Raw genomic sequence first — 23,976 nt, forward strand, 5'->3', positions numbered from 1 at the left:
TAGGGCTTCATATCAGCTCTGGAATCCCCCGCTGCACTTCAGCGCAAAGGTGTAGGCCAGGGCGACTTCCTCGAGGCGGTCGAAGCGGCCGGCGGCGCCCGCATGTCCCGCCTCCATGTTGAGCCTGAACAGGATCGGGCCTCCGCCTGTCATCGTGGCCCGCAGCCTCGCCACCCATTTGGCGGGCTCCCAATAGGTGACGCGCGGGTCCGTGAGGCCGGCCAGCGCGAGGATCGCCGGGTAGCGCTGCGGCCTCACGTTGTCATAGGGCGAATAGGACAGGATGGTGCGGAAGGCGGCCTCGTCCGCGGCCGGGTTGCCCCATTCCGGCCATTCCGGCGGGGTGAGGGGCAATTCGCTGTCGAGCATGGTGTTGAGCACGTCGACGAAGGGCACCTCGGCAATGATCCCTGCGAAGAGGTCCGGCGCCATGTTGGCCACCGCTCCCATGAGCATGCCGCCGGCGCTGCCGCCATGGGCCACGATGCGGCCGCGGGAGGTGTAGCGGGCCTCGATCAGCGCCTCGCCGCAGGCGATGAAATCGGTGAAGGTGTTGGTCTTCCTCTCGCGCTTTCCGTCCATGTACCAGCGCCAGCCCTTCTCCGTGCCGCCGCGGATATGGGCGATGGCATAGACGAAGCCCCGGTCGACGAGGGAGAGGATGCCCGTGCGAAAGCTCGCCGGCATGGAGATGCCGTAGGAGCCGTAGCCGTAGAGCAGGCAGGGGGCGGAACCGTCGAGGGCGACCTCGCGCCGGTGGACGAGGGAGATCGGAACCTGCTCCCCGTCGGGGGCCGTGGCGAACAGGCGGCGGATGACGTAATCGGCCGGGTTGTGGCCGCTCGGCACCTCCTGGCGCTTGCGCAGGGTGCGCTCCCCGGTGCGCAGGTTGTAGTCGACCGTCTCGCTCGGCGTGGTCATCGACGAGTAATGGTAGCGGATCACGTCCGTGTCGAACTCGTAGCCGGCCGAGAAGCCCAGCGAATAGGCTTCCTCGTCGAAGGCGACGGTCTCCTCGCGACCGGTCGCGAAGTCGCGCACCACGATGCGCGGGTTCGCGTCCTCCCGCTCGAGGCGGACGAGATAGCGGGCCAGCGCCACATGGGACAGGATCATCGTGCCGGGCCGGTAGGGCACCAGGTCCCGCCAATGGGCGCGCCCCGGCGACGAGACCGGAGCCGTCACGATCTTGAAGTCCTCCGCGCCGTCCGCGTTGGTGAGGATCACGAGATGATCGCCGTGGTGCTCCACGTCGTATTTGAGCTGCGGCGTGCGCGGCTCCACGACCCGCGGCGCGGCGGAGGCATCCGCGCGGTCGATGAGCCAGATCTCGGAGGTTTCGTGATCGCTCGCCTCGATCAGCACGAAGGCATCCGACTGGGTGACGCCGAGCTTCACGAAGAACCCGGGATCCTTCTCCTCGTAGACGATCCGATCCTGCTCGGGGCCGGTGCCGAGGAGGTGGCGCTTGACCCGCACCGGGCGGTGATTCTCGTCGAGCTCCACGTAATAGAAGCCCGAGGAATCGTTGAGCCAAACGGCGCCCCCGGAGGTCTGGGGGACGGCATCGGGAAGGTCCTCGCCGGTTTCCAGGTTGCGCAGCCGGATCGTGAAGTATTCGGAGCCCTTGATGTCGACCCCCCAGGCCAGCAGCCGGTGGTCGGGGGAATGGTCGACGCCTCCCAGGTCGAAGAAGGGATGACCATCGGCCTCCCTGTCGCCGTCGAGCATGATCACCTCGGAGCCGCCCTCGCGCGGCTGGCGGCAGACCAGGGGGTGCTGGCCGCCCTCTCGATAACGGGTGAAATAGGCGAAGGGCCCGTCCGGCTCGGGAACGGTGGCATCGTCCTCCTTGATGCGCCCGCGCATCTCGGCCACGAGCCGCGCCTGGAACTCCTCCGTTCCGGCGAAGGCCGCGGCGGCATAGGCATTCTCCCGCTCGAGGCAGGCGCGGATCTCCGGATCGAGCGCGGAGGGGTCCTTCAGGACCTCCTTCCAGTTCTCCGCCTTCAGCCAGGCGAACTCGTCCTGCACCCGGGTCCCGTGCACCTCGAAGCTGTGGGAACGCATCGGAACGGACGGAGGCGACGGCAGGGGCGAGGAGGGGAGGCGCTCGGGCTTCATCAAATCATCCGGTGGGAAGGGCGGGAGGGATTATGCACAGATAACTCGGATTTCCCACGGCGGGTCCGTCAGGCGATTCAGGGATGCCTTAGCGTCCTCTACAGGAGCCATTCTAGTTACTTCTTCTGGGTGGAGCGATGAAATTCACGTGATGAAAGCGTTAACCTGTGACGCGAGGCATTAACTTTTAGATGACGGATTATTGCATAATGAAAGTCGATACGAAGTTTTCCAAAGTTTTCCCTGTGAACATCTTGCAATACGGCTCAATTTGACATACTTGAGCGAACGAGCACGATTTCTGTGCAAGTACGGTGCGGTTCTCACAAGAGGCAAGCATTGCCTCAGACGAGAATGCTCAAATGTAGGTTGAAATGCTTTCTTTGAGCTGTCTTGGGAGCCGGAAAGGAAGATAATCAAAATGAGCGACAACATCGCTGCTTCAAACTACATTGAACTGGCCGCAGACATCGTTTCTGCTTACGTCAGCAACAACTCGGTTCCCTCGTCCGATCTGCCGACCCTGATCAACGAGGTTCATTCGGCTCTTCTGCGTGTCGGGGGCGGCACGGTGGAAGCTCCGGTCGAGGCGCCCAAGCCGGCCATCCCGGTGAAGAAGTCGGTGACCCCGGACTACATCGTCTGCCTCGAGGACGGGAAGAAGTTCAAGTCGCTGAAGCGCCACCTGCGCACGCAGTACAACATGACTCCCGAGCAGTACCGCGAGAAGTGGGGCCTGCCCGTCGACTATCCGATGGTCGCCCCGAACTACGCCAAGGCTCGCTCGGAGCTCGCCAAGGAGATGGGCCTCGGCCAGCAGCGCCGGAAGCGCCGCTCCTCGCGCGCAGCCAGCTAACGCCTTTTTCGGGCGCAGCGGATCCGCTTAGCCGTCGAGCGACGCGGCGCACCAAAGACGAGGGCCGATTCCATGCCCGTGGAAATGGCTCCGAGCACGGCGTCCATCTTTGAAATCAGCCGCCCCAGGGCGGCTTTTTTCATGAGGGTGCCGTGCCTGCGCCGGTCAGCGGCTCACGCGCGAAACGACTTCTGTAGGCGGCCGGGCTGGTGCCGAGCCGCGTCCTGAAATGGTGGCGCAGGGCCGCCGCCGAGCCGAAGCCGGTGGCGCCGGCAATGTCCTCGACCGAGTGGCGCGTGGTTTCCAGCAATTCGCGGGCGCGGATCAGGCGTTCGGCGAGCAGCCATTCTCCCGGCGGCAGCCCCGTCGCCGCCTTGAAGCGGCGGAGGAACGTGCGCGTGCTCATGCCGGCTTCAGCCGCGAGCGCGGCGATCGGCTGCTCCTGCGCGAGCCGCGCCCGCATGCGGTCGAACAGGGGCGCGAAGCGAGCGCCTTCCCGGGCGGGCGGAACGGGGCGTTCGACGAACTGGGCCTGCCCGCCCTCGCGATGAGGCGGCACGACCAGGCGGCGGGCGAGCCGGTTGGCGATCTCGGGTCCGAAATCCGCCCGCACCACATGCAGGCACAGATCGATCCCCGCCGCGCTGCCGGCGGATGTGAGCAGCCGGCCCTCGTCCACGTAGAGAACATCGGGCTCCACCCTGATGTCGGGATAGGCCTGCGAAAGCTGCTCCACGTAATGCCAGTGGGTCGTCGCCCGCCTGCCCGACAGGAGCCCCGTGGCGGCAAGCGCGAAGACGCCGGAACAGATGGACATGAGGCGAGCGCCCCGTGCATGGGCCTGCCTGAGAGCCTCCACGAGAACCGGCGGGACCGGCTCGGCGAAGGCTCCGCGCCAGCCGGGGATCACGATCGTGTCCGCCTGCTCCAGCAGCTCCAGGCCGCCATCGGCCATGATCCGGAAGCCGCCGGTGGCGCGCAGGGGGCCGGGCTCGACGGCGCAAACGGCGAAGCGATACCAGTCCGGGCCCATCTCCGGCCGGGGCAGGCCGAAGATCTCGACCGCGATTCCGAACTCGAATGTGCTGAGGCGGTCATAGGCAAGGGCGACGACGAGGCGGTTTGGCATGATGTTTACGCGTGTTGGCAAAAGCGCCGCTTTCGACAATGACGGCTTCACGGAATTCTGGCGACGGCTTTTCCACAAGGAGGTTCTCATGCCAGCCAGTTCCGTTGCCGCGATTCCCGCCGCGCCCTCGTCCCGGGCTGCGGATCATTTCGCAGCCCGCCTCGCGCTCGAGACGGATTGCGCCGACGTTCACGACGCGCTTCTCGGCGGCGCCGCGGATTTCGTGCTGCTCGACGTACGCGGGCCCAACGCCTATGCGCGCGGCCATGTGCCGGGCGCGCTCAACCTTCCGCACCGGGAGATCACCCCCGAGCGCATGGCAGCCTGGCCGGGCGCCACGCTGTTCGTGGTGTATTGCGCGGGACCCCATTGCAACGGGGCCGACCGGGCGGCCCTGCGGCTGGCGCAGCACGGGCGTCCGGTGAAGCTGATGCTCGGCGGCATGACGGGATGGGCCGACGAGGGCTTCCCCTTCGCGGAAGGCGCGGAGCCCGGAACGCTGCAGGTCTCCTCGGCCGCCTGACAGGGCATCCTCCCCCGCCGCAAAGGGCGGGGGACCATTGCGGCCATTGTGGGGGCGCTGGCGGCGAATCCGGACTTATCCTCAGTGTTATCAACAGTTTTGAATCGCGTTGACTTCTAGGAATATGCCCCCAGTATCGAGGGTGGAAGGGTGCTCCTTCCTTCGTTTATTTATAGGAACAAAACATGAACATTGAAGACGGCGATGCGGTTCATCAAAGTATTGCCGCCCCTCGGATTTCAGCCCGGAAGGAGAAGGCGAAGAGGCCTGCTGCCCCTGGCGCGCGTCGCAGCGCCGGGAATCGGAACGCTGCGGGAGGCGATTCCCTGGACCGCGAGGAGCGGCGGCTTCTCGCCCTGCTCGCTCAGCCGGAGACCCGCGCCTTCATCGATCCCACGGATTCGTCGAGCGTGCTCATCCACAGGCGCCGGGCCGGCGTCTCGGTCGGGGCGGGGCGGTTTGCCCTCGCCACGGCGGAAGCCCTGGTGAGGCAGGATCTCGCCCGCTGGGAGCAGGGTTCGTCGGGGCGGCGGGTCCTTGTGCCGACGACGGCCGGGGAGGCGCATCTGCGCCGCCTCGCAGCGCCCGAGAGGGACCTCGCCTTCCTCCACCAGCATCATGACCTCGGCGTGGCGCAGATCGAGACGGAGACGGGGCCGTCGCGCGTGCGCGTCGATGCGGAGGAGAGCCCGCTCGACTGGCTGCGCCGCCGCAAGGACCGCAACGGCGAGCCGATGATCGACGAGGCTTCCTACCAGGCAGGCGAGCGGCTTCGCACCGACATCATGCTGGCGGGCCTCCTGCCCGGGGTCACCGCGCGCTGGGATGCCATGCCGAGGAGCAGCGGTCCGGCCTCTCCGGGCGAGGCCACGGAGCGCATGATCGCCGCCCGCCAGCGGCTGCGCCATGCCTTCGACGCCATCGGCGGGGATTTCAGCGACCTGCTCCTGGATCTCTGCGGCTTCCTGAAGGGGCTTGAGCAGATCGAGCGGGAGCGGCAATGGCCGCCGCGCTCCGCCAAGGTCGTGGTGCGCCTCGCCCTCGGGCGCCTGGCCGAGCATTACGGCATCGAGGCGGCGGCGCGCGGCCCCGCCGCCTCGCGCGGCATCCGAACCTGGCAGGCGGTGGTGATCGAGGGCGGGCGGATGTGAGGACGAAGTTCTCGATCCTTCTTCGTCATGGCCGGGCCCGTCCCGGCCATCTCGACTGGAGGAGCGATAAGCCACGCAGATCGGGATCACCGGCGCAAGGCCGGGGATGACGTGAGAGATGGATCAGGACGCGGCCAGCGCCATCTGCGCATCGCGGCGGATGCGCTCGACCATGGATCTGACGCCGTTCGAGCGTTGCGGCGTCAGATGCTCCTGCAGGCCGAGTTCCTTGAACAGCGCCAGCGCGTCGGTGGAGAGGGCCTCCGACGCCGTCTTGCCGTTGTAGAGCGAGATCAGGAGCGCCACGAGCCCGCGCACGATATGAGCGTCGCTGTCGCCGCGAAGATGCAGCACCGGCCTGCCGCCGGCGGAGTCGAGATCGGTCGTCAGCCAGACCTGGCTGGCGCAGCCCTGAACCTTGTTGGCGTCGGTATGCGCCTCGTCGGGCAGCGGCTCCATCATCCGGCCGAGTTCGATGAGGTAGCGGTAGCGCTCCTCCCACTCGTCCAGCAGTTCGAAATTGGAGATGATCTCGTCGATCGTCGGCAGCATGGAAAACCTGTGGTGTCTGCCGGTCATATAGCCATCCCGCGGCCTTTTGGCGACGGGAGGGGCGGAAATTACGTGCGCGGCTTGGACGCGCGGTCCTCGGGGCGCAGGGTGTCTGCGGGTTTCGCCGGACCGGCGGCGGGGAAGCCGGAAGTGGCGAGGATCTTGTCGACCACCGCCTGCTTGGCGCCCTCGGGCAGCGCCTTCCAGACCGTCTCGAGATGGCCGGATCCCTCCGTCGCCGGCGCTGCGGGAGCCGGAGCGGGCTCGCCCTTCTTCGGCGTGAAGAGGGACTCGATCGCCGCCGTGCCTTCGCCCTGCTGGCGGACCGGGGAGTAGTAGAAGATGACGCCGACGATGAGGATGAAACGCAGGATCGAAAACATGGGGCGGCCGCTGGATGCCTGAAACGAAACGGTGATGCAGCACCATAACGTGCCGGGCCGGCCCCGCGTAGGCGGCATGGGCGGAAAATGCAAACAGGATGAACGAAGTCTTACGCAGGGCGCCTTGGGCTAAGTCTCTGATGGATAAGCTGAAAGTGAATTAGGTCTCCTGGGGCTGCAGCCTTCTGGCGCCCCTGCGGGACTCGCCGAGAGGGAGGAGGCCCGAGCAATTAGGTTTCGTTTAAGCCGCCTCTGGGAAGGTCGCGATCGGAAGGACAGGATCCGGTGCCTTGCCGCCTTGCCTTGCGGGCGGCGTGGTCCAGAACGACATCATTCTTCGAAGACGGAACCAATCCCGTGCGTGACGCGCTTGCCGACCAGCCCGATGACGATTTCGACCTACCCGCCGTGGTGAGGCGGAAGGCCCCGGCGCGTGCGCCGCAAAAGCGCCCGACCAAGCCGCAGCCCAGGCCGGGCGCCGGCGAACGCGCCGTATCGTTCGTTCTCGACCACCCGCGCCAGATCCTTGCGGCTCTCCTCCTCACCGGCTGCGGCGGCGCCATCGCCTGGAATGCGCTGGCGCTGCAGAGCAGCCGCCATCCCGCCCCGCTCTTCGGCGCGCGGGAGGTGCTGCTCGCGCCCGAGCCGCCCCAGGCCAGCGCCTCCCGACCCCTCCCGCCGACGCGTCCGGGAGCACCGCCTGCCGAAGACCTGCCCCCCGCATCGCCGGCCGAGTCCGTCGCCCAGGCGCCGGAGGCCGGGCCGGCCGTCTCGACGCCCAAGGCTCCTGCCCGCAGCCCCATCGCCGAGATGATCCGCAACGGCGGCCAGCCCGTTCCGGCCACCCCGCCTGCCGCCCGAAGCCCGCAGCCCGCAGCCCCGGCGGCGCCCGCACCCGCGCCGGCCGTGCGGACGGCCACGACGCGCGATCCCATCGCGGAGATGATCCGCATGGGCGGTCCGGTGCCGGTGCCGCCCGCGAATGTGGGGCGCTCCGATCCCGGCGATCTCGTGCTGGCGGGTCAGCGCGCCCTGGCGCGGCTCGGCTACAGCGTGAAGGTCGACGGCGTCATGGGGGCCGGAACCCGGCAGGCCATCGAGCGCTTCGAGCAGGACCGGCGCCTGCCGGTGACGGGCGAGCTCAACGCGCGCACCGTGCGCGAGCTTTCCGCCGCCTCGGGCATCGCGGTTCAGTAGTGGCCAGGCTGCGCTCCGATTTCTGGGTCTCGGCTTATCTCCGCCGCTGCTCGGTGGAGGGAATGGACGCCGCCCTGCGCAAGCGCGGCGCGGCCGAGGCGGGAGCCATCTTCGTGAAGGTCGATCGGCTCGACGGCACGGCGAGCCTCTACGGGCCCGCGCCGCAGCTCTTCCTCGACGGGAGCACCGACCGCCTGTTCGCTCCGATCCTGCAGGGCGTGACGCCCCTGGACGTGGAGGAGCGCATGAGGCGCGAGCTGCGCTTCGATCCCGATCTCTGGCTCGTGGAAGTGGACGACCGGGCAGGGCGCCACCTGCTCGATCTTGCCCCCGAGGGCTAGTGCGCCCCGCCTTCCCCGGACAAGGCGCGCACCCCGAGAATGGCCTCCACGAGGCTGAGCGCCACCGGCTCCGGAACGTCGCGCATCTCCCGCAGCAGCTCCTTGAGCGCCGAGAGCGGATGGGAGAGGGCGGGGTGCAGGGTAAGAAGGATCCGCCCCCCATCCCGCCGGGAGACGCCCAGCGCCTTCAGGGCGAGCGCCAGGAGGCGGTGACGCCCGATCCTGAGCAGCCGCCACTCGGTCGTCGCAGGAAAGCCGAGGGCGGCGGTGAGCAGGGCTTCGAAGCGCCCGTCGTCGCCCTTGCGGCTCGCGGCGAGAAGATCCGCCACGTCATCCTGCGACAGGCGGCAGGCGAGGCTCACGCGCCGGCGCGCAAGGTGCGCCGCAACCCGCTCCCGGATCGCGTGGCGGCGCGCCCGGTCGGCGGCCAGATAGAGCGCGGCCTCGTCCATCGTGCCGAGATCCGGGCGCGCGAGGAGGATGCCGGCGAGGGCCGGGCGGTGCCGGGCGCGTTGCAGGAGCGTGGCAAAGGGCGCGCAGCCCGGCGGCAGGTCCGGGTTGCCGGCCAGCGCGTCCTCGACGGGCTCTTCGCCCAGAACGAGCAGCCTGTCGGCGGCCGGCGCAGCAATGCCCGATCGGCGCGCAAGCCGCAGGCGCCCCTCCGCGGTTGCGAGCTCATGCCTCCATCCCCCGGGGCAGGATGCAGCACCGACGGTCGGAGAATGCCGTGCGAGGTGGTCGCGAATGGAGGCCGGGGTGTCCTCGCAGGGCGCGAGGATGCGGGCGAGCTCGGCGAGGGTGGCCGAATCAGCGCGCGGGAGGAAGCCCAGAACCAGGGCCTCGAACGTTTCGATGCTCTCCCGGTCGCGCGCGGGGGCGGCGACGAACATTTCCGCGTTGATCCTTAGGAGAGCGGCGCGAGCATCGGAGGTAGCCCCTTCGGAGGAGCCGAAGCCCGACAGGCCGGACCAGGGATCCGGATTCGCAGAGGACGCCATACGCAACTCGCTTCAACGCAACGTCCGGCAGGCTAGGCCGCGACCGTTAGCGCCTCTTTAACGGTCTTGAACCCTTGCGCCATTGGTCCTTTACTCAAAGGAACATAAGCGCGGCCGTGACTGTTGTTTTCATGTCAGGCCTAGCCTTTTTCGGTGAGGTGCCAAGGCCTGGAAACCAACCGTTAACCATAGGTCCGTTTTTTGTGAGTTCAGTCTTCGAGGCAGCAGAAGAGGCGCGAGAGGGAGGGCACAATGCAGGACATGTGGACCAGATCACCGGGGGTGGTGATCGCATTTCCGGAGAGCAGCGAGCGACCGCCGCGACCGCATCTCTCCGCCGACGAACCCAGGGGCGAGATTCTGCTCTTCACGGGCGTCCGGTATGAACGGCCTTCTCCCAATCCAGGACCGTCCCGTCCCCTCGCTTCCAACCGTCCCGGCCGCCGCCGGTCTTAAATCGATCCCTTTTTCATGACGCCTGGCGCCGTTGGGCGCCGATCAGGAGCGCGACAGGTCGCGCACCATCAGCACCGCATCCGGCCCATAGCTCGAGAGCTTCGCCTCCAGGCCGGGCACGGTGAGCACGCGAAAACCCGCCTTCTCCCAGAACGCCTGCGACCCGTTGACGGCAACGAGCGACACCTCGCGAAAGCCCTCGCGGCGTGCATGCGCGGTCATCCTGTCGGCTGCCGCGAGCGCATGACCTTTGCCCCGCGCCTCCGGCAGCAGGGCGACGTCGTGGATGTAGTAGGTCGTCGGTGCGGACGGGATTTCCCTCAGGAGCCTGTTCAGGGGCGGCGGCTCCCCGGAGCGCCAGGGATGGGTGAGCGCGTAGCCGGTGGCGTGCCCGTCCTCGACCAGCATGAGGCAACCCTGCGGATAGAGGCGCAGGCGCTCGGCCAGAACCTCCGCGTCCTCCGGGTGGTTCACATGGATCGCGTCCGCGAGAGCCTGCACCCGAGGCAGGTCCTCCGGCGTCATGGGGCGCCAGGGCATGCTCCTACGCGTCCTGCTCCGCCGTGCACGAGACGGCCTTCGCCGTCTCTTCCGCCTGCCGGCGCAGGCTGGGCGTGGGAGCCGCCACGCGCACGATGACGAAGCCCTGCTGCTCCGGCGCCACGATCCGCACGTCGCGGGAGGGATCGTTCTCGTCCTCCGCCGCCCGCGCCTCGTCGAGCTGGCGGGCGGTCATGGCGACGATCTCGAGCTCGCCGCGGATCGCCGCGCGGTCCGTGACGGCGAAGAACACGCCGCCGGTTTTCTTGTGGAAGGAGAAGGAGAGGGGCAGCGCGCCCGTCTTGGCCGCCACGCGCATGGGGCCGTTGCGCAGGTCGAAGGCGCAGGCCGCCACCGCCACGGCCGGGTCCGGCCGCGGCAGCCAGGTGTTCTCGCCGCCCGGGGCGCCGATGATCTGCGCCTTGTCGGCGGTCAGGGTCGGCTGGATCTTCGCGAAGGCGTCCTGCTCGGCGAGATAGGGGCTCGCGAGGATCGCCGCGATGTGGACGCCCACGGCCAGCACGAGGCCGGAGAGGGTTGCGATCAGGAAGCGGCCGAACCCTCTCATGCTCCGCACCCCAGGCGACGAATGGCGGGAAAGTCGCCTTCCTCGAGGTTCGCGCCGGCCGCTCCCGGAGGATCGTAGAGCCGCAGCACGACGGAGAAGGTGCCCGAGGCCGGAAGCTGGAGCCAGTTGCCGGGCTGCAGGTGCCGGGAGAGGGCAATCGTGAACTGATCCCGCGCATCCCGCAGCACCTCCGCCGAGGTGAAGCCCTGGCGCCTGAGTTCGGTGGCAGGCAGGCGCCCCTCCGCATCGTAGAGGCTGAGCGTCCAGAGACGGGCGGCGGGCGCCACCGGGCCGATGCTGTAGGAGCAGGCGGAATCCAGTGGCCTGCCCTCGCTGTCCGTCGTGGCGGTGAAGCCCAGTCCCTCGCCCGTGGCGAGCGGAACGTCGCTGCGCCGGGCGAGGAGCGCGCGCATGTAGGGATCGGCCTCGGGCGAGCCGAGCTTCGGCCAAGCCTGCCAGGAGCCGAGGCGCAGGGTCCCGAAGGGCGGTTCGCCGTCGAGGGCCCAATAGGCCGAGGCAAGGCCGAGCCCCAGCGCGAGGAGGAGCGCATAGACGACCAGGATGGCGGTGGGGACGCGTCTGTGGGTCACGGGCGTTGAGGGTGTCGATGGCGCGCGCATCGAAGCCGCCGCAGGAGCGTTCGTCAATAGAGCCTCTGCTTGCATGCGTCAGGGCATCGCCACTTGGCGCGGCGCGGTCGCGGCGGCCGAGCTGCGCGGGGTCTCCGGCGCCCTGCCCGTGACGGACGAGCGGTCGACCGACTGGAACAGGGTGCCGATGCCTCCCAGGACCTCATAGGACCGCCGGGAGAGCGTGCCCGCCAGGAAGGCCTGGGCGGGGGTCTGGGCCTGATCCGCCGCCGGGCGGGAGGCCGAGGCCACGCGGCTGGCATTGGCCGGGCTTGCGCCGGGGATCGGGCGGATCTCCAGGTTCTGGTGCGCGACGTTCATCACCTCATGCCAGGTCATCGCCGGAAGCGTGCCGCCGGTCATGTCGTTCATGGGGCTGGAATCGTCGTTGCCGTACCAGACGCTCGCCACCAGGTTCCCGGTGTAGCCCACGAACCAGGCGTCCTTGTAACCGTTGGTGGTGCCGGTCTTGCCGGCGACCGGAATGCCCTCGAGGATGGCGCGCTTGCCGGTGCCTTCCTCGACCACCTTGTTGAGCATGTAGTTCATGTCCTGAACCACCCGGGCGTCGAGCACCTGCTTGGGCGCCGTGTCCCGGTCGTGGCGGAAGATGACCTCGCCCGAGGAGTTGCGGACCTCCCACGCGGCATAGGGGTCCGCCCGCTTGCCGCCATTGGCGAAGACCGCATAGGCCGCCGCCATGTCGATGGGGGTGACCTCGGCGGCGCCGATGGGGAGCGAGCTCGAATCCGTCAGCGGATGGGTGAGACCCATGCGCTTGGCGGTGTCCACGATCACGGCGCGGCCGGCCTTGGCGTTGCCCTTGCCGATCTCCACCGACATCCGGACGGGAATGGAGTTGATCGAGCGCGCCAGGGCCGAGGTGAGCGACATCGAGCCGGAGAAGGAGCGGCTGTAGTTCTGCGGACACCAGTTGCCGAGGCAGATCGGCTGGTCCACCACGGTCGCGTTCGGGCGCAGCTTCGGGTTGACCGTCATCGCCGCCGCATAGACGAACGGCTTGAAGGAGGAGCCCGGCTGGCGCAGGCCGGCGGTCGCGCGGTTGAACTGGCTCTGGCCGTAATCGCGCCCGCCGACGATGGCACGCACCGCGCCGTCGACGTCCATGACGACGATGGCACCCTGGCCGACCTTGTACTGGCGCCCGTGCTGGCGGAGCATGTTCTCCAAAGTCTGCTCCGCGTGCCGCTGGAGCGCCGTGTCGAGGGGCGTCTTCACGATCAGCACGCGCTCGTTGCCGAACTTCTTCTGGGAAGCGAGCACCTTCACCTGCTCGAAGGCCCAGTCCAGGTAGAAGTCCGGGGTCGTCTCGCGCTCCCGGTTGACGGGGGTGGCGGGGTTGCGCCGGGCGGTCTGGATCTGGCCCTCGGTGAGGAAGCCCGCCTCCACCATGTTGCGCAGCACCTCGTTCGCCCGGGCGCGGGCGGCGGGCAGGTTCACGTGGGGCGCATATTTGGTGGGCGCCTTGAACAGGCCCGCCAGCATGGCGGATTCCGAGAGCGTCAGGTCCTTGGCGGGCTTGCCGAAATAGTAGTCGGCCGCCGCCACCACGCCATGGGCGCCGCCGCCCATGTAGGCGCGGTCTAGATAGAGCTTGAGGATCTCGTCCTTGGTCAGGTGGAACTCGAGCCAGATCGCGAGGAAGGCTTCCTTGATCTTGCGCTCGAGGGAGCGCTCGTTGGTGAGAAAGAGGTTTTTTGCCAGCTGCTGGGTGATGGAGGACCCGCCCTGCACCACGCCGCCGCCCTGGGCATTGACCAGAAGGGCGCGGAAGGTGCCGATGGGGTCGATGCCCCAGTGCTCGTAGAAGCGCCGGTCCTCGGTCGCGAGGGCCGCCTTGATCATGTGATCCGGAAAATCCTCGAGCTTGTAGGAATCGTCGAGATGGAGGCCGCGGCGGCCGATCTCCTGCCCGTAGCGGTCGAGGAAGGTGACGGCGAGGTCCTGGGTCTTCAGCCAGTCGTCCTCCGTCTCCCGGAAGGCGGGCAGGGCGAGGGCCAGCATCACGACGGACCCGGCGGCGCCGAGGGTCGCCGCCTCGCTCGTCAGGTCGAGGATCGCCCGGGGAGCGCCGCGGAACCGCAGGCACTTCATCTTCTCCGAATACCATTCCCACGCGCCCGCCAGCGCCCGCCCGCCCTGGAAGAGGGTCGAGTTCAGCCAGGCGTCGAATGCAAGCGCGGCACGCTTGACCCGTGTCGTGAAGGGGATGGGGGGCTGCTGGCTCACGGCGGTCCTTTGGAGCGGGCCGGGGGACCGGCCTGCCTTCTTTATGATCGTTGAATTCCCTAGCGGCAACGCCGAAGCGTGGCGAGGCTGATATATATAACTCGGAACCTTGTTTGTAGGTTCACAGAGTTTTACCTCTTCCGAGGTAAGCGCTGCCGGCGGTGCGGTTTGGCACTTTCCCTCAAACCGCCGCAAAGAGACCTCAAAGCACGCCCATGCCCCATGTCGCACCCCTGATCCGCTCCCAACCGGAGGAGCAGCCCTTCTGGCGCGTGAAGACGCTCGAGGCCATGAGCCTCGACGAGTGGGAGAGCCTGTGCGACGGCTGCGGGCGCTGCTGCCTCGTCAAGCTGGAGGACGAGGATACGGCCGAGGTGATGTACACCAATGTGGGCTGCACCCTTCTCGACGACCAGACCTGCCGCTGCCGCGACTACCCGAACCGCCAAGCCAAGGTGGCCGATTGCGTGCGCCTGACGCCCCAGGCCGTGCGGGGCCTCTCCTGGCTGCCACGGACCTGCGCCTACCGCCTGCTGGCGGAGGGGCGCGATCTTCCCTGGTGGCACCCGCTCGTCTCCGGCGACCCGGAGACGGTGCACGCGGCCGGCATCTCGGTCCGCGACCGGGTGGCCGGCCCCGAGGAGAACTTCAGCATCGCCGAGCTCCTGGAGCGCATCACTGACTGGCCGATGGAAGATCCCTCAGAGTAGGGCTGGGGCGGAGCGCCGCCCCGGACGCGGGCTCCCTAGAGCACGAACCAGCTCTTGCTGAGGTCCATGGCGCCTTTCAGCTTGATCACGGCCTCGGCCGCCCGGTCGCTGTCGGTGTTGAGGTAGACATAGGTGGTGCCCTTCGTCTTCTCGTAGCGCACCTGGCCTGCCGCCGTGAACGCCTCGTCGTCTCCGATAAAGGAGAACTTCTGATCGCCCCGCTTCCTCGCATTCGCATCCACCAGCTTGAGGTCGATGCGGTCGCCGCGCCGTCCCGAGAAGTCGGTGATGGTATCGGCCTTCGTCTTCGAGGAAGCCGTCTCCCGGTCGTCGAACACGAACACGTCCCGGCCCGTGCTGCCGGTGAGCGTGTCCCGGCCAAGGCCGCCGACGAGGCGGTCGTTGCCGTCGCCTGCGCTGAACACGTCGTTGCCGACGCCGCCATCCAACGAGTCGTTGCCCGTGCCGCCATTCAGCCGGTCGTTGCCCTCGTTCGCGATCAAGATGTTGGCGAAGGCGTCGCCGGTTAGGATGTCGGAGCCGGCCCCACCCGAGAGCGTGTCGGCCAGAGCCGTGTTGCGGGCCATGGTGCCTGAGGCAATGTCGATGGTGTGCGCCACGCTCCAGGTGAGCGCCCCCTCGGTGAGGGTGACCGTGGCGGCCTTGGCTCCGGTGGAGGCATAGGCGTGGCTGAAGGCGGCGCTTCCGGCAACAGGCACGACCGTGCTCGTGGTGCCGTCATCCCAGGCGATAGTGGCGCTCGATGCAGCGCCGGTGCCGAGCTTCACCTCGATGAAGCGACCTTCCGTAATGGCGGCAGCGTGTGACTTGTAGAAGAGGTCAACGAGGTGAATATTGACATGGCTGACTGCATCGTCGCCGCCATTGTTGAAAAGTGCATAGCGTCCGTCGGCACTGATCTGGGCTCCCCCGTACATACCGGTCCCTAGGCTCCCGTCTGTTGTGGAGGAAAGCAGGGTTATCGTCCCAGTCGCCATGTCCTTCAGGAAAACGTCCAGGCTTTGATCGACATCGTCTGTACCGAACGTGGACCAGCTTTCGAAGATGATGTAACGGCCATCCGTGCTGATCTGGGCCTTGCGGGAAAACTTGCCTAAGCCTCCCTCCGTCGATAGGGGACTAAGGGCGCCTGTCGCGATATCCTTCAGGAAAATGTCGGCTCCGTCCTGAAAGACGACATACTGCCCGTTCGCGCTGACCTGACCATTTGAGTAGGATTTATTGGGAGACCTGACACCCGCAGCATCGACCGAGACCCGCACGACCTCTCCTGTGACGAGATCCTTGCGGAAGATGTCGCTTGTGTTGGGCGTATCGTTGGCAACGAGATTGCTGGCAATGCTCTCGAAGATGACATAGCGGCCATCGTCACTGATCTGACCTCTGCTCGATGAGCCGTTCCCTTGGATGGGGATCTCCTTCGTGCCTGCCGTGGATAGACGGGTAATATCGCCCGTGGTGAGGTTCTTAATGAAGATGTCCCGTGCGCCGTTCGTATCGTCGCCGACAAGATTGCTGGCGTCGCTCTCGAAGAGCACCAGGTTGCCGTCAGCGCTGATCTGTGCATTGGCCGATGCGCCGTTCGCCGCGGTTGCGCCCACGGCAGAGACGCGAACGATCTCGCCAGTGACAAGGTCCTTGCGGAAGATGTCGAGCGTGTTGGGTGTGTCGCCTGCGACAAGATTGCTGGCGTAGCTCTCGAACACCACGTAGCGCCCATCCGCGCTGACTTGGGCGTTGCGCGACTCGCTGTTGGCCTCACCTGCACCCGAAATGGAAACGCGAACGATGGCTCCGGTCGCCAAATCCTTGCGGAATACGTCGAACTCGTTGTTCGTGTCGGCCGCGACGAGATTGCTGTCGCTGCTTTCGAAAACGACATAGCGCCCATTCGCGCTGAACTGACCTTTATACGAAACTGCCGTCGTCAAAGCCCCATTGGCCGAGGTTGAAATCGGCTTGATGACGTCCGTCGCCTGCGGCTTGAAGACGGATTGGATGGTCAGAAACATGATAGCCTCAGCGCAATGTTTAGTCTGGATTGAATATTGATATCCTCTTGTTATTACCTAATAACGTTGCGCAAGCTCTAAAATAGCCGAGCTTTGCCTGTCGCCGCCAAGCTATCCTCTTCAGAACGACCCGCCCGTCCTGAAGCCTCCGCCTCCGCCGAAGGATCCGCCGGTGCCGAAGCCGCCCGGCTGGGGGAAGGGGATGCCGCCGCCGAAGCCGGAATCCCAGGGGCTGGGGCCGTGGTGGAAGCCGCCGCGCAGGACTTGGCCCAGGATCGCGCCGCCGATGGCGCCGGTCAGGATGCCGCCGAGCACGTTGCTCAAGGCGGCCTCGTTGCCGAAGGTGCCGTAGGGGGTGTCGTAGCCTTGGCTGCGCAGCTCCTCCCATTCCTGCTCGATCAGCGCCCGCCGCTGGGCGATGTCCTTGAGCTGGCGGTGGGCGTCCACCGCCTGGCGCAGCGCCCGGTCGATCATCGCGTCGGTGGCCTGGATGCGCCGCACGAGCTCCTCGTCCTGGGGCGCGGGGGTGCGCAGGGCTTCCTGGTAGAGCCGGTGAAGGTCCTCGCGCTCGTCCGCGGCGGCGAGCAGGGCGACCGCCTCCCGGTGGGGGGCGTCCCCTTCCAGCACCGAGGCGTCGTGGGTGCGGTCCAGGTCGGCGAGGGCCGAGCGGGCTTCGGCAAGCCTCCGGTCGGCCTCCTCGACCGCCTCCCTGCTCCGGGCGGCTTCTTCCTCCAGTGCGGAAATGCCGGCATCCACCAGCGCCTTGCGCTCAAAGGCGGTCAGCCGGCTCCGGACATCCTTGAGATCATCGATGATGCGGCGGGCGTGCTCCCGCAGCCTTTCGGGAATCTCGTTGAGGAGGGCGTAGTTGGCCCGTGCCTTGTCGTAGCCGACGACGCGGGCCACGAGCCGGTCCATGGATCGGGCGAAGGGCCCTGCCCGGTAGGCGGCCGTGCCGAATTTGCGCTTCCATAAGTACATGAACAGCGGATCGGCCTCGTAGGGGCGGCGCTTCTCGTCCCGGTCGGCTTCGGCCTGCACGGCCTTCTTCTCCGCCTGCTGGGCCTGTCCGGTGATCTCGGCCACCCGGGCGCGGGCCGCGACCCACTCGGGATCCGCGCTGACCCGGGCCTCCACGTCCCGGCGCAGGGCTTCGACCCCGGCCAGAGCCTGCTCCAGGGCGTCCACGGCGGCCTGCCGCTGTCCTTCCGCCTGTCTCACCCGTTCCTCGGCCTGGCGGCGGCGCTCGGTCAGCTGGCGCAGGGCCTCCTGGCGGCTGGCGAGCACGTTCAACGCCTGCCGTTCCGCGGCATCCAGTTCGCCGACGACCTTGTTCTGCGTGATCGCATCGAGCTTCAGCCGCGCCAGCTCGCGGAAGGCCTCCGTCCGCTGGATGCGCAGCCGGCCGACCTCCTCGGTGGCCCGGGTATAGGCGAGCTCGCACTGCGCCTCCTGCTGGCGGGCCTTCTCGATGGCCTGCTCGATCTGCGCGAGTGCCTGACGTCCCGAAATCATCGCTCTACCATCGTGTGATCGCGCCGCCGAGAACCGGCATCAGATAGTCCACGTCGAGCCGGCCCCGGCGCTTCTCGCCCAGGCGGTTGCGCTGGACGATGCCGTCGTCGCTCTTGTCCCTCTGCACCTGCATGGCCGTGGCCTCGCTCACGCGCACGCCCCATTTCGAGGCGGTCACGGTGCGGCCGTCCTCCTCGCTCGTGACCGGCAGGCTGAGGATCCGTCCGTCGGGGGCGACCGCCTCCACGATCAGGTAATAGTTCCGGCCGGCCGGGTTGCGCTCCGGCACGCGCCACACGCCCGTGGGCTCGCCTGGGCGGGAGACGATGCGCAGCACATATTCGCGCCGCAGCTCCGCGCGCAGGACCTCCAGGTCGTTGAGGGCCTGCCGGGCTCCGTCGGCGTCGCCGCGGGAGACGGCGGCTTGCCCGTCGGCGAGAAGCCGGTCGGCCCGCTCCCGCGCCGCCGGCACCTGCGCCTCCCGCAGCACGTCCTCGTGGCCGCGGGTCAGGGCCGCCGGCAGCCGCTCGGACAGTTCGATGCGGTTCCGCTCGGCCTGGGCCTGCTCCTCGGCCGCCCGCTGACGGGCGGGCTCGACCACGCCGAACTGGTAGGCGCCCCAGCCGAAGGCCAGCAGCGCCAGCATTACGAGAAGGCGCCGCCCGATCCGCCCGCGATTCACCCAGGCCCGCGCCACCGTGCGGGCGAAGCTGGGGCCCGGCGGCGTGTAGACGAAGCGCTGTTCTTTCAGGGCCTGCACGCCCTCCTGCAGGATCCGGTCCGGAACCTCGATCCCCTGGCCGCGGTAGATCTCGCGCAGGCGCTGCAGCAGCTGGGCGTCGCGGTCCCCTTCGCTGAGCTCGCGGCTGACGAGATTCTCCTGGTGGCGGAGCGTGTCCACCACGTCCATCGCGAGCATCACCTCGTCGAGGTTCCGGGACGGCTGGTCGGGAGGGCTCGCGGGCGCTGTGGCAGCCATCTCAGCCATTGGCCGGCAGCGCCTGTCCTTCCGCCACGAGGCGCGCGATGCGCCGCTTGCCGTCTTCCACCGCGTCGCGGATCTCGGCGGAGTTCTGCGTCGCGAGGCGGCGCATCTCGCCGATGATCTCCTGCGAGCGCTCCTGGAACGTGATCACCGAATCCACGAGCTTCTTGACCGCGTCGGCCCGGATGGTCGGGCCGTAGCCCGCCCTCACGGCGGCTTCGCCGACCTGGTCGCCGATCTCGGCGAGCACCTCCAGGCTGCGCGAGACGCCTTCCTTCATCTCGTTCAGGGTCTGCGTGGATTCGTTCAGGCCGAACATGCCGGTGAACGAAGCCTTGAGCGCAGTGAAGACGGAGTCGTTGGTGGAGAAGAAGGTGACGGCCTGGGCATAGACGCGTTCCTTGGCGTTCGTCATCTGCATCAGGCGCGCCATGATGACCTCCGACGTGTTGTAGCTCACCGTCAGGTTGTCGGAGAGATCCTTGGCGATCTGGTAGCGCTTCTCCTCGTCCTGCGTGCGCCGCAGCTGCTCGTCGCGGGTGAGCTCGAGCCTTGCGCGATCCGACACTTCCGTGCCCTTGAAGTTCACCACCGCATCGGAGGCCCGCTGCAGATCCGCCTTGGCCGCTTCAAGCTTCTTCTCGGCGGTCCGGAGCACCTCCAGCGCCATGACCTCGGCATGCTTGAGCGCGCCGCGGAAGTCGCGATAGGCATCGAGGATGATCTGCTCGCGCTCGATCTGGTCCCTGGTCGAGCGGGTCACGTCGAGATAGATTTCCTTGATCCTGTCGAAGCGGTCGGCGACGTCGCCGCGGGAGATCTTCATCCACACATTGTTGATGCGCTCGAAGAAGTCGATCGTCTGGTCCTCCAGCTGATCGACCATTTTCTTCGTATCGTCGCGGATGGAGTTGAAGGCCTCGGTGATCTCGCGGTAGCGCTCGCCGATCTCCATCGCCTGCGTCTGCTCGCGCACCACCTCGTTGAACACGCTGGTCTGGCCGAGCGTACGGGCGATGATCGTGATGCGGTCCTGGTCGAGGTCCGAGATCTTCTCCAGGAGCCCGTTGATGGGCGCGTCCATGGCCGCGGGAGGGATGATCCCGAGTTCCCGAAGGGCCGTTGTCGCCTTGTCGAGATATTGCAGGGGGCTTTTGATGGCGATATCCGACATGACGATCCTCCTAAGCAGAACGCGGCGTCTCAGGCATTCCGGGGTTTCAGCACGGCGCCGATCCGATGGCCGGAAAGGCACAGCGGTTAAATGAGCAACCCGATTGAGGGTTCCAGGAGGCATCGGCCGCCAAGCCCGGTGCACGCTCGCGGCAAAGCCTGAATTGGGGCCTCAGGGACCCGCGGCCTTCGGCTTGTCGCTTTCGGCCTCGCCCGGCACCTCCGTCTTCTCCCCGAGGGTCTCGCGCACGTAGAGCTTCTTCACGAGCACATAGGCGACGATGGCGAGAGGGAAGCCGAAGATCAGGCCCAGGGTGCCGAACAGGATGCTGCCGACCAGGATGGCGAAGAGCGCCATGGCCGGCGGGATGCTGATGACGCTGCGCGCCACGAGGGGCTGGATCACGTTGCCCTCGATCTGCTGGATCGCCAGCACGGCCAGAACCGTCCACAGGGCGGCGTCGCCGCTGACGGTGAAGGCGATCAGGACTGCGGGCAGCGCTCCCAGGATCGGGCCGAGGAAGGGGATGAAGTCCATGATGCCGGCGATCAGCCCGAGCCCGATCGGGGAGGGGAGGCCGATCAGCCAGTAGGCCGTGGTGGACAGAACCGCCACGCAGGCCATGGCGATCAGCTGCGAGACGAGCCAGAGCCGGAGCACCTGGCCCGATGCGTCGAGGGACTCCTCCACCCGCTCATGGTGCCGCTTGGGAAAAAGCTTGACGAGGCCCCGGGCGTAAAGGCGCGGGTCCGCCGCGATGTAGACGCCCGCGATCACCACCAGAAGGAAGTTGCCGAGGCCGTTGAGGATGGCCCCGCCGATGCCGGCAAGCCGTGCCGCCAGCCCGCCGGCCGGCGCATTGGTCATCATCTCGGAGATGTCGTCGCTCACCGCGCCGAGACCGAGGTTCTTGGCGAAGTTGTCGACCGCGAAGGGAAGGCGCTCGACCACGTTCGAGAACTGGGTGCGCACCTGCGTGCCGAACAGGATGCCGAGCGCGACGAAGGCGACGAAGATGACCAGCCCGGCGATCATCAGGCTCCATCGCTCCGGCACCCGCAGATAGCGCACGAGCGCATCGGCCGAGGCATTGAGGATGATGGCGACGAGCACGGCGCCGAAGGCCAGCAGCAGGACGTCGGACAGCTTCCACAGCATGAGGGCCAGAACGATCAGGCCGATCACGATGAGGATTTTCCGGACGAACTCCGCATCCCCCATGAAACCCCGGATGGATCGCTCCTGATCGTTCATCGCATCGCCTCGCTGTGTCGGATGAACAATCGGAACGGCGAAGCTTGGTTCCCTCAGGCGCGAGACTCCTGCCCCTGCCAAGCTCTTTCAGGCTAAGCCACAATAACTTGACAGTATTCGCCTGTGTTCAGGGCATAATTTCCGCGGAACGGAATTTAATTTTGGCGATTGACGCAATATGGAGGAAGTGAAAATGACGTCCAATGTCATTTGTTTTATTCTTGGGACAGTATTCCCGCTTGCGGCGGTCGGCTGGCTGTTCATCCATTAGGCAGGCGCGGAACCCATGGCCGCCTCCGGCCGCAGGATGGGCGGACGCGTCCTGCCGGGGCATCAAAAAACCCGCCTGAAGGCTGCAGGCGGGTTTTTTGATGCTTCGACGGGAAACCCCGCTCAGCGGACGACCTCCGTGCAGGCCTGGTTGCCCTGAGTGTCGACGCTGCAGGTGCGCTGGCGGATGGAGCCCGTGGCGGCCGGATCCGGCACCACGACGACCTCGGGAGCCGCCTGCGCCTTGGCGTTCTGTTCCGCAATGCCTCCCGCAATGCCGCCGACCCCGGCGCCGATCGCCGCCCCCACAGGTCCGCCGACGATGGCGCCCGTGACGGCTCCGGTCGCCACGCCCGCCGCAGTCCCTTCCTGGGCCAGGGCAAGATGAGGCGTCATGAAAAGAGCCGCAGCCGGCAGAATGAAAGCAAACTTACGCATAACTCGTTCCTTCATCAGATCTTCTCGTGATGAGGAACGCACTTTCAATGGCCCAGGTTCCTCGAAGAGCCGGGCTCTGCTGCGCTCTACTTCCCCGCCGCCGCAGCGCGCCTGGCCAATTCTTTCCGAAGCGGCTCGGGAAGCTCGATGCCGGTCAGACGCCAGGTGGTGCCGCTCAGGCGCAGGGTGATCCTGAACTGCCGGTCCCTGGGCTCGTCGACGGGGAGCGGAATGCTGATGGAGCGGAAACCCTGCGACTCGGAGGCGATGAAGGTTCGCCAGGCGGTCCCGAGCGAGGAGGGACGAAAGCCGATGGCGCTGCCGCCGGAGGAGGCTTCCCGCAGCTCCCCGTCCTCCAGGAGGTCGATCACGGCCTGGGGCGTGACGAGCTCCTCCAGGACCGGGTTCAAGGCCACCGTGCCGGCCCGGGCGGCCACCTCCGGGTCGAGGCCGCCCAGGTCCTGGGTCCTCAGGTAGTCGCCGAGAATCTGGCGCGCGAGGGAGACGCGAAGAGCGTTGAAGTTCACCCGCTCCGCGATCCGCCCGGCGTCCTTGGCCTCGACGGCCTTGGAGAGGTCGTAGAGCGCCACGAAGGGCGAGACCACGAAGATGGCCAGGGCCAGGAGAAGGAGAAAGCTGATGCGCAGCGTCCAGCGCATGATGCCTCGACGATCGTGAAGCTGCCGCCGGGCGGCAATGGATTGAGCAGCGGCAGGGGCCCTGCGGGAAGGAGCTTATCTGGGAATGCTGCCGGCAACAAAAAAGGGCGACCGACGGTCGCCCTTTTCGCGTGCGATGATGCGAGGCTTAGCCGCGCGCGCGAGCGCGGATCATGAAGGTGTCGTAAGCGTACTCGGCCACTTGGAACCAGAGGTATTCCTCGTTGCGGAAGCCGCGGACACTCTCGTAGATCTTCTTGAAATCGGGGTTCTTGCCCGAGACCTCGTCATAGACCTCGTTGGCGGCCTTGAAGGCGGCTTCGAGGATCTCCTGCGAGAACGGACGCAGCTGCGAGCCGGCGCCGATCAGGCGGCGCAGAGCCGCCGGGTTGCGGGCGTCGTACTTGGCCAGCATGTCGTTGTTGGCATAGCTCGCGGCCGTGGTCAGGATGGCCTGATACGCCTTGGGCAATTCACGCCACTTTGCCTGGTTCACGAACAGGTGGATCGAGGGACCGCCTTCCCAGAAGCCCGGATAGTAGTAGTACGGGGCGACTTTCGAGAAGCCGAGCTTCTCGTCGTCGTAGGGGCCGACCCACTCGGCCGCGTCGATGGTGCCGCGCTCGAGAGCCGGGTAGATGTCGCCGCCGGGGATCTGCTGCGGCACGACGCCGAGCTTCTGCATGATCTGGCCGGCGAGGCCTGCGATGCGCATCTTGACGCCCTGCAGGTCCTGCAGCGTCTTGATCTCCTTGCGGAACCAGCCGCCCATCTGCACGCCGGTGTTGCCGGCAGGCATGCCGTACAGGTTGTGCTTGGCGTAGAACTCGTTCAGCAGGTCGTTGCCGCCGCCATGGTAGAGCCAGGCGTTCTGCTGGCGGGCGTTGAGGCCGAAGGGCAGGGCGGTGCCGATGGCGAAGGTCGGATCCTTGCCGAAGTAGTAGTAGGAGCAGGTGTGGCCCATCTCGATGGTGCCGCCGCCGACCGCGTCGGCGATCTGGGGCGTGCCCACGATTTCACCGGCCGCGAAGGGCTGGATCTGGAACTTGCCGTCCGTGGCCTCCGAGACGAACTTCGCGATCACCTCGGCGCCGCCGTAGATGGTATCGAGCGACTTCGGGAAGCCGGACTGCAGGCGCCACTTCACCTCCGGCATCGACTGGGCGATGGCCGGAGCGGCCACCGCCGTCGAGGCGGCGCCGACCGTTGCGGCCTGCAAAAATTGACGACGTTTCATTAGA

At 67.1% G+C, this 23,976-nt stretch carries 23 protein-coding genes; 6 read left to right on the top strand and 17 right to left on the bottom strand.

Going from position 1 to position 23,976, the window contains the following annotated elements; all coding sequences use genetic code 11:
• Nucleotides 1-12: 12 nt before the first annotated feature.
• Nucleotides 13-2,124 carry a S9 family peptidase gene (locus GR303_RS18350; protein ID WP_161723140.1) on the bottom strand — a complete coding sequence of 704 codons (2,112 nt, stop codon included), beginning with the start codon at nt 2,122-2,124 and terminating at the stop codon, nt 13-15.
• 421 nt (nt 2,125-2,545) lie between these two features.
• On the opposite strand from GR303_RS18350, the gene GR303_RS18355 reads away from it, so the two are divergent.
• The gene (locus GR303_RS18355) at nt 2,546-2,980 is read left to right on the top strand and encodes a Ros/MucR family transcriptional regulator (protein ID WP_201752132.1); all 435 of its coding nucleotides are present in this window, start codon (nt 2,546-2,548) and stop codon (nt 2,978-2,980) included.
• Nucleotides 2,981-3,119: 139 nt separating this feature from the next.
• Here GR303_RS18355 and ftrA read toward each other — a convergent pair whose 3' ends face one another.
• Complete coding sequence (gene ftrA / locus GR303_RS18360) at nt 3,120-4,109, bottom strand: transcriptional regulator FtrA (RefSeq protein WP_161723141.1); 990 nt, start codon at nt 4,107-4,109, stop codon at nt 3,120-3,122.
• A gap of 88 nt (nt 4,110-4,197) precedes the next feature.
• Between ftrA and GR303_RS18365 the strand changes: the two genes are divergently transcribed.
• Together GR303_RS18365 and GR303_RS18370 are read left to right on the top strand one after the other, a co-directional pair.
• Nucleotides 4,198-4,632: a rhodanese-like domain-containing protein gene (locus GR303_RS18365; protein WP_161723142.1), complete on the top strand. Its 435-nt coding sequence runs from the start codon at nt 4,198-4,200 to the stop codon at nt 4,630-4,632.
• A gap of 185 nt (nt 4,633-4,817) precedes the next feature.
• Complete coding sequence (locus tag GR303_RS18370; protein ID WP_343038441.1) at nt 4,818-5,783, top strand: DUF6456 domain-containing protein; 966 nt, start codon at nt 4,818-4,820, stop codon at nt 5,781-5,783.
• 123 nt (nt 5,784-5,906) lie between these two features.
• Here the strand turns inward: GR303_RS18370 and GR303_RS18375 are convergent, their stop codons facing one another.
• Nucleotides 5,907-6,362, bottom strand: a complete 456-nt coding sequence (locus GR303_RS18375; protein ID WP_246205589.1) for a SufE family protein — start codon at nt 6,360-6,362, stop codon at nt 5,907-5,909.
• Between the two features lie 41 nt (nt 6,363-6,403).
• Nucleotides 6,404-6,718 (bottom strand): hypothetical protein, encoded by a 315-nt coding sequence (locus tag GR303_RS18380; protein ID WP_161723143.1) that lies wholly within the window; start codon nt 6,716-6,718, stop codon nt 6,404-6,406.
• Nucleotides 6,719-7,075: 357 nt separating this feature from the next.
• Here GR303_RS18380 and GR303_RS25335 point away from each other — a divergent pair, with 357 nt between their 5' ends.
• Nucleotides 7,076-7,915, top strand: coding sequence for a peptidoglycan-binding protein (locus GR303_RS25335; RefSeq protein ID WP_161723144.1), 840 nt, complete (start codon nt 7,076-7,078; stop codon nt 7,913-7,915).
• Nucleotides 7,915-8,256, top strand: coding sequence for a DUF1491 family protein (locus GR303_RS18390; protein ID WP_161723145.1), 342 nt, complete (start codon nt 7,915-7,917; stop codon nt 8,254-8,256). The genes GR303_RS25335 and GR303_RS18390 overlap by 1 nt, the downstream gene beginning before the upstream one ends.
• On the opposite strand, the gene GR303_RS18395 is transcribed toward GR303_RS18390, so the two are convergent.
• The 5 genes from GR303_RS18395 to GR303_RS18415 all read right to left on the bottom strand — a co-directional run bounded on the left by GR303_RS18395 (nt 8,253) and on the right by GR303_RS18415 (nt 13,697).
• Nucleotides 8,253-9,254 carry a DUF2336 domain-containing protein gene (locus GR303_RS18395; protein ID WP_161723146.1) on the bottom strand — a complete coding sequence of 334 codons (1,002 nt, stop codon included), beginning with the start codon at nt 9,252-9,254 and terminating at the stop codon, nt 8,253-8,255. The genes GR303_RS18390 and GR303_RS18395 overlap by 4 nt on opposite strands.
• Nucleotides 9,255-9,752: 498 nt before the next feature.
• Nucleotides 9,753-10,250: a GNAT family N-acetyltransferase gene (locus tag GR303_RS18400; protein ID WP_161723147.1), complete on the bottom strand. Its 498-nt coding sequence runs from the start codon at nt 10,248-10,250 to the stop codon at nt 9,753-9,755.
• Nucleotides 10,251-10,254: 4 nt separating this feature from the next.
• Nucleotides 10,255-10,818 carry a DUF1254 domain-containing protein gene (locus GR303_RS18405; RefSeq protein ID WP_161723148.1) on the bottom strand — a complete coding sequence of 188 codons (564 nt, stop codon included), beginning with the start codon at nt 10,816-10,818 and terminating at the stop codon, nt 10,255-10,257.
• On the bottom strand, nt 10,815-11,408 hold the full coding sequence (locus GR303_RS18410; RefSeq protein WP_161723149.1) for a DUF1214 domain-containing protein: 594 nt from the start codon (nt 11,406-11,408) through the stop codon (nt 10,815-10,817). Before GR303_RS18410 ends, GR303_RS18405 begins: the two co-directional genes overlap by 4 nt.
• 78 nt (nt 11,409-11,486) lie before the next feature.
• Nucleotides 11,487-13,697 carry a PBP1A family penicillin-binding protein gene (locus GR303_RS18415; RefSeq protein WP_161723150.1) on the bottom strand — a complete coding sequence of 737 codons (2,211 nt, stop codon included), beginning with the start codon at nt 13,695-13,697 and terminating at the stop codon, nt 11,487-11,489.
• Nucleotides 13,698-13,912: 215 nt separating this feature from the next.
• Between GR303_RS18415 and GR303_RS18420 the strand changes: the two genes are divergently transcribed.
• Entirely contained in the window at nt 13,913-14,407 is a 495-nt protein-coding gene (locus tag GR303_RS18420; protein WP_161723151.1) for a YcgN family cysteine cluster protein, read from the top strand.
• Between the two features lie 35 nt (nt 14,408-14,442).
• On the opposite strand, the gene GR303_RS18425 is transcribed toward GR303_RS18420, so the two are convergent.
• The 8 genes from GR303_RS18425 to GR303_RS18460 form a co-directional block, all read right to left on the bottom strand.
• On the bottom strand, nt 14,443-16,440 hold the full coding sequence (locus GR303_RS18425) for a hypothetical protein (protein WP_161723152.1): 1,998 nt from the start codon (nt 16,438-16,440) through the stop codon (nt 14,443-14,445).
• Nucleotides 16,441-16,560: 120 nt separating this feature from the next.
• Nucleotides 16,561-17,955 carry a coiled-coil domain-containing protein gene (locus GR303_RS18430; protein WP_161723153.1) on the bottom strand — a complete coding sequence of 465 codons (1,395 nt, stop codon included), beginning with the start codon at nt 17,953-17,955 and terminating at the stop codon, nt 16,561-16,563.
• A gap of 4 nt (nt 17,956-17,959) precedes the next feature.
• Nucleotides 17,960-18,943 carry a DUF6384 family protein gene (locus GR303_RS18435; RefSeq protein WP_201752134.1) on the bottom strand — a complete coding sequence of 328 codons (984 nt, stop codon included), beginning with the start codon at nt 18,941-18,943 and terminating at the stop codon, nt 17,960-17,962.
• Nucleotides 18,936-20,114 (bottom strand): cell surface protein, encoded by a 1,179-nt coding sequence (locus GR303_RS18440; RefSeq protein ID WP_161723154.1) that lies wholly within the window; start codon nt 20,112-20,114, stop codon nt 18,936-18,938. Before GR303_RS18440 ends, GR303_RS18435 begins: the two co-directional genes overlap by 8 nt.
• A 171-nt stretch (nt 20,115-20,285) precedes the next feature.
• A complete protein-coding gene (locus tag GR303_RS18445) occupies nt 20,286-21,368 on the bottom strand; it encodes an AI-2E family transporter (protein WP_161723155.1) in 1,083 nt (360 codons plus the stop codon).
• A 393-nt stretch (nt 21,369-21,761) separates the two neighbouring features.
• Nucleotides 21,762-22,076, bottom strand: a complete 315-nt coding sequence (locus GR303_RS18450) for a YMGG-like glycine zipper-containing protein (protein WP_161723156.1) — start codon at nt 22,074-22,076, stop codon at nt 21,762-21,764.
• Between the two features lie 86 nt (nt 22,077-22,162).
• On the bottom strand, nt 22,163-22,735 hold the full coding sequence (locus GR303_RS18455) for a DUF2939 domain-containing protein (protein ID WP_161723157.1): 573 nt from the start codon (nt 22,733-22,735) through the stop codon (nt 22,163-22,165).
• A gap of 148 nt (nt 22,736-22,883) precedes the next feature.
• On the bottom strand, nt 22,884-23,972 hold the full coding sequence (locus GR303_RS18460) for a TRAP transporter substrate-binding protein (protein WP_161723158.1): 1,089 nt from the start codon (nt 23,970-23,972) through the stop codon (nt 22,884-22,886).
• Nucleotides 23,973-23,976 lie beyond the last annotated feature (4 nt).

The organism is Microvirga arsenatis (assembly GCF_009910705.1).
Lineage (GTDB): Bacteria > Pseudomonadota > Alphaproteobacteria > Rhizobiales > Beijerinckiaceae > Microvirga > Microvirga arsenatis.